The sequence below is a fragment of the Mesobacillus sp. MER 48 genome (genome assembly GCF_023714225.1).
GTDB classification, from domain to species: domain Bacteria; phylum Bacillota; class Bacilli; order Bacillales; family Cytobacillaceae; genus Mesobacillus; species Mesobacillus oceanisediminis_A.
In genome coordinates, this window is record NZ_JAMAUR010000034.1 from 1 (window position 1) to 461 (window position 461).

Genomic DNA, 461 nt, shown 5'->3' on the forward strand with positions numbered 1-461 from the left:
TGATGAAACCCTGCGCGCGCTGCAGGGTGAGCGGCTCACCGGCGAGATCCACCTTGGTATGCAGGAAGATTTTGGCGAATCGCTGATGCCGGAGATCCTCGGGCAATTTAAACGGCATCATCCGCAGGTGCGGATAGTCGCCAGGGTGGATCGCAATGGTCCGCTGCGCCAGGCGCTGGCGGAAGAGGCGCTGGATCTGGCGCTGCTGTGGCAAACCGAAGATCAGGGTCCCGGGCTGGGCCTCTGCCCGCTGGCGTGGATTGCGCATCCTGACCTGGACATTCGCGCTCTGCTGGTCTCCGGCGAGCCGCTGCCGCTGGTGATGTTCGACAGCCCGTGCCTGATGCGCTCCCGCGCCATTGCCTGTCTCGATGCCGCGGGGATCCCCTGGCAGGTGGTGTTCGTCAGCCACAGCCTGAGCGGCATTTGGGCGGCGGTGCAGGCCGGGCTGGGCCTGACGA

General features: G+C 65.9%; 1 protein-coding gene. It reads left to right on the forward strand.

Annotated features, from left to right (window positions below):
* Nucleotides 1-461: LysR substrate-binding domain-containing protein (locus tag M3593_RS23765; protein WP_251665148.1), on the forward strand; the 461-nt coding region annotated here is incomplete at both ends.